The following is a 7,376-nucleotide window of genomic DNA, read 5'->3' on the forward strand; positions in this document are numbered from 1 at the left end:
ATTTTTTAGGTTGGTTTTGAATGTGTGGTTTAATTGACGCTTACCTTTATTTCAATTCCACGGGTTATGTAACTTTGTTTCAAATAATTTAAAATCATCAGTATTACGAGTAATTAATATAAGACCACCGTGCATTGTTGATGCTGCAATTAATGTATCCATAATAGGGCGCGTTAATCTTTTTTTACTAAAAAACCCTAATAATTCTCCCCATTAGCGTGCTAATTGGGTATCAACAGGAATGATCTTGACTTCAAACCACGGTAACAGAGTATCGTTTAGTCATCGCGTCAAGTTTTGTTGATAGTCAGGGCGTTAAGTTGACTGATTCCTTTTTGAATTTCGCAAATACTTACGCTACTGATGTATAAAGATTGCTCATCAATATGACTCAACCAGTCAATAACACACTAGTGATGAAAACGTATAATCCAATCACAATAAGCACGTTCAGTATGAATCGAGTAATGTAAACGCTGAAAAATGCTCTGTGTTTCCTCTAGTAAATTCTTTTTAGGTTTTTCAATTGACATAGGTAATAAACCAAACTATAAATAGATTAAGTTTTCTTGTTAATGCGCCTGTTTTTCTGGATATTATCAATTATAGAGGCAATTTGACAGGATAATTTTGATAGCAGGGAAAACTGCCTGATTTTAAGATCAATACAGTGGGAGAATAGGGAGAAAGTACAGGATATTGATATCCTGTATAATATTCTTGTTTACGTGGTGAATATCTTAGGTATCAGAGAAAGGTTGCCTGCTAATAATAATGTTATGTTTTAAACGGTCTTCGCTATTGTATATGTATACGAATAATATTAGTGATGGGCATGGAAAGTTTTCCTGATATTCTAGAGGTCGTCAAAGGCCCTGTTACACTTGCAGCCTTGGTTGTCCTATGTGGATCTTTGTTGCTAAAGATAGTTCTAACCAAAGTGGGACAAATTCAAGGAATGAATGCCGCAAAAGTAATTGGGCAAATAATTGGTTTTGTCACGATTATATCGGTAATAGCCCTTGTGGGTTCAATGGGGTATAAATTTTATGAATTGTATCTACAGGGTGATAAGAAAATTATTTTAGATAGGTTAATTGCAGAAAGCAGCCTTCAAGCCCAGCGTGGAAATATCGAAAGATGCGTTGCAAAAAGTAACCTGAAAAAAATTGTTGTACATGGATTTTGAATTTTCCCAACACGACAAAGGGCTAAATATTGATATCCGACCGAGTCGTGACTCTTGTATGGATGGGTATTTTGAACTCTCTCATTATCGGGTTCCATATTTTCAAAATGGTAGCGATCGGTTGGGGTATAAATTAAGTGAAACCAATCCGGACCTTAACGGGTGTATAGTTGGATCAGTCTCAGACTCATTTGCGAAATATAAATTGGAAAAAGGAAATGCTCTTAGGCATACGCTTGCCTTAGATAAATGGGTAGAGATTAAAAAGGTACGAGATACTGTTCACAGCATCAAAGACAACCTTAGATATGAGGAGCATTATCCTGGCGGAAATTCTCGATTAAAACCACTTGGGCATAAAATATGGACTATCTGCAATGAAAAGTAGTTCTTATTGAATCAAAGGGATCAGAGTTATTGTTGTTTTGTTGGGGTAAACTTAGTTTAAAATCATTGATAAGGCTATATTATGGTTTGATTAGCACGCTTAAATCGACTTGGAATTCCTCAGACATACAAGGGACAGGGTAGAAAGTCTGAAAATATAAAAAAATCAATTACACTGACCCCTTTGATTGGGCTAGCATTGCTCAGGCGCAACAGACAGCGGCAAGGTTGCCGCGTTCTTTTTCTTAGCAATTCCACCCGTCATCACTTTATCGGAAAGGGTTGAGTGGGAGGTAGCAGGGCAAAAGAATATCAAAGCCTTTTTATGCTTGGAAAGTCTTCGCTAGTACTCCTGTCTAGCTTATCGTGATTGGAAAAGTTATGGCCTGGGTAAGGATCTTATTGCTATTTAGCCATCCACTGTTTTTACAGGACTACATTAAAAGTAAATCGCGCTGTTTAACAAGCCCTGCTACACTAAAAGCATTTTAAGACTGTCAACCGAAACGAATGTGCTTCGGTTGTAGATGGTCGAATACCGAACTGTAACCAAGCGCTCCAGCTGACTGTAGGAAGCGCAGCACGTTTTCAACCATCCTTTTTTATCAAAGTTCAGTGCGTTGGTTAGAATTTATCGTCTACCTTCCTACGTCATCTGAGCTTAGTGTTATAAATCAAAATCAATTCAGTACCACTTAAATTTCTTTGCTATAATTAAGTTATCATCAGATGATAACTTAATTATAGGCGTTTTAAATGGAGAGTGACATAGGGCTAGAAGTTTTACTTCAGCTTAATAATGAGATTTTTCCAATGGAAAATGGCTATTGGACAAAAATTGAAGCAAAATCTGTTCCCTCTAATCAACATATACCACATGGTATTAAATACTCTTTAACATTGCACAGCCCTAATAATGCTAGGATTCTCGGTTATGATAATGCCCATGCTATAAAACCAAAGAAGAAAAAATATAGTGCTAAAAGGTTAACTTGGGATCATAAGCATAAAAGAAAAATAGTTGAACCGTATGAATTTGAAAGTGCAAGCCAGTTACTCGAAGATTTTTGGATGGATGTAGATAAAATACTTCTTGAGAAATAAAGGTCAATAAAATGAAAATTATGAATGTAGGAATTATGTCACAGGAAGACTATAAAAAAAGAACTCTATCTATAGTTAGAGGAGAATATAAGCCAAAGAAGAATGAACCTAAAATTTGGTTTGAATCTATAAAATCACTTTCACAGGTTTTAAGTAATGAAAATCAAGAGCTTTTAAAACTTATTATTAAATGTAAGCCCCAATCACTTACTGAACTTGAGATATTGAGCCATAGAAAAAAATCCAATTTATCTCGGACACTTAAAACCCTAGAAAACTATGGAATAGTTTCTTTAAATAAAGAAAAAGGAAAAATAGTTCCTTCTGTTACAGCAACAGATTTTAAACTTGAGTTTGGGTTGAACTCATTTGCTTGCAATTAAAAATTTATAACGAACAAGGTTAGATTGTGATCGCGAAGCGAGTCACAATCTGAACCGTTTGTTGGACAAGCCCGGGGGGATAGTAGATATTCTGTTACTACGCTATATGAAGGTAGCTTTTTGCTGATTAGCCCGATTGAGTAATCAGACTTCGTTTTTTAAAACCTAATCGAACCTTGCGCGGTGCGCAGTGCAGGCAACTTCCAAAGTTTAAGTATCAGGGCATTTTTTATCCCGTAACCCCCGATTTTAGCCCAAGTAACTACCTCAGCGATTTATTCGCTGCTTACCTGGGTGAATGCGTTTGAATTCACATAACCGTCAGTGTTTTCAGAGCTTAAGTCGGCAGGGGCTGAAATGTCACTTCCACTCTTGGGATTCGTCTGCGCCCTACGATCATTGCACCACCACAGCATTTACAACTTTGTGCGGGCGTGGTTTCAGTGTGCGTAATATCTTCGCCGGATCAAACTTTAGCTGGATGTGAATCAGTTTAATCACGCCCTTGCTATTGGGGTGTAAAAAGCCAACAATCGTGCACGACGAAAGCCTTTAGGCAAAACATGTTGTAATACCAGCCATAAAAAAATCAGCTCCCGACACTGTTTTGGTTTGATAGCGTTTGGTTTTACTGTCTTGATAGCGGTATGTCACTTTGCCATCATGACAGGATAAAATATCCTTTTCACGAATCACGCCACGATACATATATCGCCCCAGATAAATCAGAGCCTTATCACCCGCTCCGACGAATTGACAATCGACTACCCAGACCTTAGGAATCAACGCAGGGAATGATAATTTTTCTTCGCGCATATGCGTCAGCATTTTAGCGCGAAATACTTTCGCTAGTGCTTTATGATTAAACAGGTATTTACTCTCTTTACTTATGGGTCTTGTCCACTGCAGCCGCCGGCATGATCACATGAATATGCGGGTGATCATTCAATTCGCGTTAGTGGGTATGCAAGACGGTAATTGCCCCTGGATCACCTCGCAACTGTTTATCATTTTTACTGAAACTCTGTAAGGTCGCCCAGGCACAGTCAAACATCATGCTGTAAACTAAACGCGGGTTCTGTTTTGCCAAGGGCCTTAACTGAGCAGGCAAGGTAAAGGTATTCATAAAATAATCAGCAGGTACCTGTCTTTGCACCTGTCGTTCAATCCATTGCTGACAATCATGATGCTGACAATGCGGACAGTTACGATGTCCACAAGAATGTGGCACAAAGGTTTGATAATCACAGTCTGCACAGTTCACCTGCATTACAGGACTCATCTGTGTCCGGCAGCGTTTTATTGCATGTAGCGCACTGATTTGATTGGGGCGTAAACGGTTTTGATACTCGCTTAAAAAGTCGTCCTGGAATTGGTCAATCACTGAAGCAAGGGTAATCATAAGATCTTTCCCCAGCGAATAGAAAGCCCGCTGACTAACTGATTAATGTGTTGTTCCGCATTCTCATTGGTTATATCGGTCAAATGCGTATAGCGAGCCGTGGTCACCAGGCTGGTATGACCTAAGATCTTCTGTAGCTCTACTAAATCAACCCCAGCTTCTAACAGATGAGTGGCGTAGCTATGGCGTAAGGAGTGACAAGAAATGTTTTTTTAGCCCCATTTCCTCAGTAACCAGTTTAATCGTCTTCTGAACGCCACCACGATCAAGGGGTGACTCAGCAAGATGTGCTCCTTTTAGACCCCGGGCACGGTTGGGGAATATCAACACTGGATTTTTATGCACAACCCAAAACTTTCGCAACACCTGCAAAGTACTCAAGGGTAAAGGCACAAGACGATCCTTATTACCCTTGGCATTACGAATATGTACACGCATACGTGTCGCATCAATATCCCCCACTTGTAAGTTCAAGCCCTCGCCCAGACGCAAGCCCATAGTGTAAATTGTAAAGTAGAATACCCGGTAACTCAGTACGCGTGTCGACATAAACAACTGCGGTGCTTCCGCCACCGTCACAATATCGGGAATACGCGTACAGCGAGGTGGTTTAACCATCGGCACATCAACCCATGATTTATGGAGTACATGCGTATAGAAAAACTTTAGCCCATAGAGATCTAATTTCACCGCACTCCAGGAAAGACGGTTTAAAAGATCATAAAAATAATCCACCAGTTGCTCTTGCGATAAGTTATCCAGATGTCCCTGAAAATGCTCGCCGATACGACGAATAGCAAAGTATAATCCCATTGAACATCGTTTTTTTCCTCATGTGACTCGTGCTTGTGAAGGTGTTGTATTTGACTCGGTTGAAACAGTTAAAACATTGATTTCTAGAACATCAACGTCAAAAGGACTAACAACAATTGTTCACATACTCGACAAAATATACGAGACAGGACGAAAATATGCCGCTGACTTCAAAGAAATAATGCCGATTGTATTTGATACACATTTACCAAAATGGAATTACCGTGCAATTCCTCAAGAATAATTAATATCGGGAAGTTGTTTCGTGCTTATTCCTAAGTATAAAGCCAAGAAAAGTGATAATGCCCCCCCCTGTCAAAACATTAAATATGAAACTAATGAAATAAAATAATAGAAACAGAAGAGTACCCGGGGCTCTATGTGAATCCTAGTGGGTAGTGCGATAATAATACCATGAATAGTGAATCTTTATTTAGTATGGCTTTAGGCTTACAATCGCCTTGGAAAGTAGAATAAATTATCTTTTCAAACGACAATATTTTAGAACAGAATGAATTTCATTTGCAGATAGGTTTTGAACCAGGCGCCCGTTTTGCTGATGAATCGTGGGTTCTCTGCCCAGTGCATGATACAGTCGATCGGCAATGGCAACATTTGAGCTTCTTTGAGCATTCTTGCTATCTACATTGCTCTGTTCCTCGCATCACAACAACGGACGGGAAAGTTCGTACTGTAGAAGTCCATTGGGATCTCCCCGGCAGTGGCTTCACTCTGCTATTTGAAGCCATGGCATTGGCACTGATTGAAAGAGAAATGCCCGTCAATCGGGTTGCTGAAATATTAAAGGTGAATCCACATCGAATCTGGACGATCTTTAATCACTGGATCGGCAAAGCTAAAATAGCGGATGATTTATCAAAAAAATAACAAAACCCTTAAGATTATGGTAATACCACTTCCTCCACCTGTACTTTCACTTGTTATTCCTGTTTTCAATGAAGGCTCGGACATAAGCAAAAACCTGCAAACCATAATATCAGCAGCCTTTTGTGGTGAAGACAAACCAATGGAAGTTATCGCTGTTGACGATGGCTCTTCCGATAACAGCGTAGCAACAATACTCTCCATCACACAAACAGACCACCGCATTCGGCTTATAGAGCTGACCCGCAACTTTGGAAAAGAGGCAGCGATACATGCTGGTCTTGCTGCTGCAAGAGGTAACGCCGTTATTATACTTGATGCAGACCTGCAACACCCGCCAGAATTAATTCCGCAAATGGTTGAGCTATGGACGAGAGGCGTTTTAGTTGTTGAAGCGATCAAAGTTAACCGTGGTAGAGAGTCCTTACTCAGCAAGTTTCTATCACATCTCTTTTATTCCTTATTCTATTTTTTTACGCATTTAAACATTCGTGGGCTATGTGACTTTAAATTACTTGACAGGCATGTCGTTGATACCTATCTCGCGTTCCCTGAAAACCAGCGTTTTTTTCGTGGCCTCATTGGCTGGTCGGGTTACCCGTCAGCACGCATCCCTTTTAAAGTCGGTACCAGGCAAGGCTCCGGCGGAAGCCGCTGGAGTCGTTTTAGGCTACTAGGCTATGCAATTGATAATATAACGGCACTTTCCAGCCTACCCTTACAAATTGTCAGCTGGACCGGCGCTTTCAGCCTCCTGCTCGGTATTATTATTGGTTTAATAAGCCTTTGGCAAAAGTGTCAGGGAATTGCCCTTGATGGATTTACGACTATCAACTTATTAATTGTCATTATTGGGGGAACAATCCTTATGGGGCTGGGTATAATCAGCCATTACCTGAGGCGAATTTATGAAGAGGTTAAAGGCCGTCCAGGCTACTTGATTAAACCTAGATCTAACAGAAAACACAAACAATGATTTGGCTCCTCACTATAGCGGCTGTAGTATGCAAAATCCCAGCCATCGACTGATCCACGAACCTCATTCGCAATTTTCCAAATTTGGCTTTGTAGTTCGCTACGTTGTTGCGTACTTGTCATTGTGATATTCCTATTAAAATATGGCTAAGAAAGATAAGTATTATAAAGTCGGGGAGTCGCTTAGGCTACGTTTCCCTGATTTTCAGCGGGCGTAGATGCGCTAGAAGGCCGAGTA

General features: G+C 40.0%; 6 protein-coding genes and 3 pseudogenes. 7 read left to right on the plus strand and 2 right to left on the minus strand.

The features are described 5' to 3' along the window. Positions 1 to 835: 835 nt before the first annotated feature. From CDZ78_RS10690 to CDZ78_RS10705, 4 genes are all read left to right on the plus strand, one after another. Complete coding sequence (locus tag CDZ78_RS10690; protein WP_087870004.1) at positions 836 to 1,189, plus strand: hypothetical protein; 354 nt, start codon at positions 836 to 838, stop codon at positions 1,187 to 1,189. After that, positions 1,179 to 1,577, plus strand: coding sequence for a hypothetical protein (locus CDZ78_RS10695; protein ID WP_087870005.1), 399 nt, complete (start codon positions 1,179 to 1,181; stop codon positions 1,575 to 1,577). Before CDZ78_RS10690 ends, CDZ78_RS10695 begins: the two co-directional genes overlap by 11 nt. Before the next feature lie 755 nt (positions 1,578 to 2,332). Next, positions 2,333 to 2,680: a toxin-antitoxin system TumE family protein gene (locus CDZ78_RS10700; RefSeq protein ID WP_087870006.1), complete on the plus strand. Its 348-nt coding sequence runs from the start codon at positions 2,333 to 2,335 to the stop codon at positions 2,678 to 2,680. Between the two features lie 11 nt (positions 2,681 to 2,691). Next, entirely contained in the window at positions 2,692 to 3,063 is a 372-nt protein-coding gene (locus CDZ78_RS10705) for an HVO_A0114 family putative DNA-binding protein (RefSeq protein ID WP_087870007.1), read from the plus strand. A 337-nt stretch (positions 3,064 to 3,400) separates the two neighbouring features. Here CDZ78_RS10705 and CDZ78_RS24080 read toward each other — a convergent pair. After that, positions 3,401 to 4,465 (minus strand): annotated as a pseudogene (locus CDZ78_RS24080) (IS91 family transposase). Beyond that, positions 4,462 to 5,278: pseudogene (locus CDZ78_RS10720) on the minus strand (tyrosine-type recombinase/integrase). Before CDZ78_RS10720 ends, CDZ78_RS24080 begins: the two co-directional pseudogenes overlap by 4 nt. Before the next feature lie 22 nt (positions 5,279 to 5,300). On the opposite strand from CDZ78_RS10720, the gene CDZ78_RS10725 reads away from it, so the two are divergent. From CDZ78_RS10725 to CDZ78_RS10735, 3 genes and pseudogenes are all read left to right on the plus strand, one after another. Next, the gene (locus CDZ78_RS10725; protein ID WP_087868317.1) at positions 5,301 to 5,522 is read left to right on the plus strand and encodes an ISAzo13-like element transposase-related protein; all 222 of its coding nucleotides are present in this window, start codon (positions 5,301 to 5,303) and stop codon (positions 5,520 to 5,522) included. Positions 5,523 to 5,692: 170 nt separating this feature from the next. Next, positions 5,693 to 6,157: pseudogene (locus tag CDZ78_RS10730) on the plus strand (helix-turn-helix domain-containing protein); the annotation flags it as partial. 25 nt (positions 6,158 to 6,182) lie between these two features. Continuing rightward, on the plus strand, positions 6,183 to 7,139 hold the full coding sequence (locus tag CDZ78_RS10735) for a glycosyltransferase family 2 protein (RefSeq protein ID WP_244559224.1): 957 nt from the start codon (positions 6,183 to 6,185) through the stop codon (positions 7,137 to 7,139). Positions 7,140 to 7,376 lie beyond the last annotated feature (237 nt).

It is taken from the genome of Bathymodiolus platifrons methanotrophic gill symbiont (assembly GCF_002189065.1).
Lineage (GTDB): Bacteria > Pseudomonadota > Gammaproteobacteria > Methylococcales > Methylomonadaceae > Methyloprofundus.

What these genes read in the sequence shown, in the direction of transcription:
- CDZ78_RS10690 (WP_087870004.1), top strand. Translation starts at nt 836, where the DNA reads ATGGAAAGTTTTCCTGATATTCTAGAGGTCGTCAAAGGCCCTGTTACA.
- CDZ78_RS10695 (WP_087870005.1), top strand. Translation starts at nt 1,179, where the DNA reads ATGGATTTTGAATTTTCCCAACACGACAAAGGGCTAAATATTGATATC.
- CDZ78_RS10700 (WP_087870006.1), top strand. Translation starts at nt 2,333, where the DNA reads ATGGAGAGTGACATAGGGCTAGAAGTTTTACTTCAGCTTAATAATGAG.
- CDZ78_RS10735 (WP_244559224.1), top strand. Translation starts at nt 6,183, where the DNA reads ATGGTAATACCACTTCCTCCACCTGTACTTTCACTTGTTATTCCTGTT.
- CDZ78_RS10705 (WP_087870007.1), top strand. Translation starts at nt 2,692, where the DNA reads ATGAAAATTATGAATGTAGGAATTATGTCACAGGAAGACTATAAAAAA.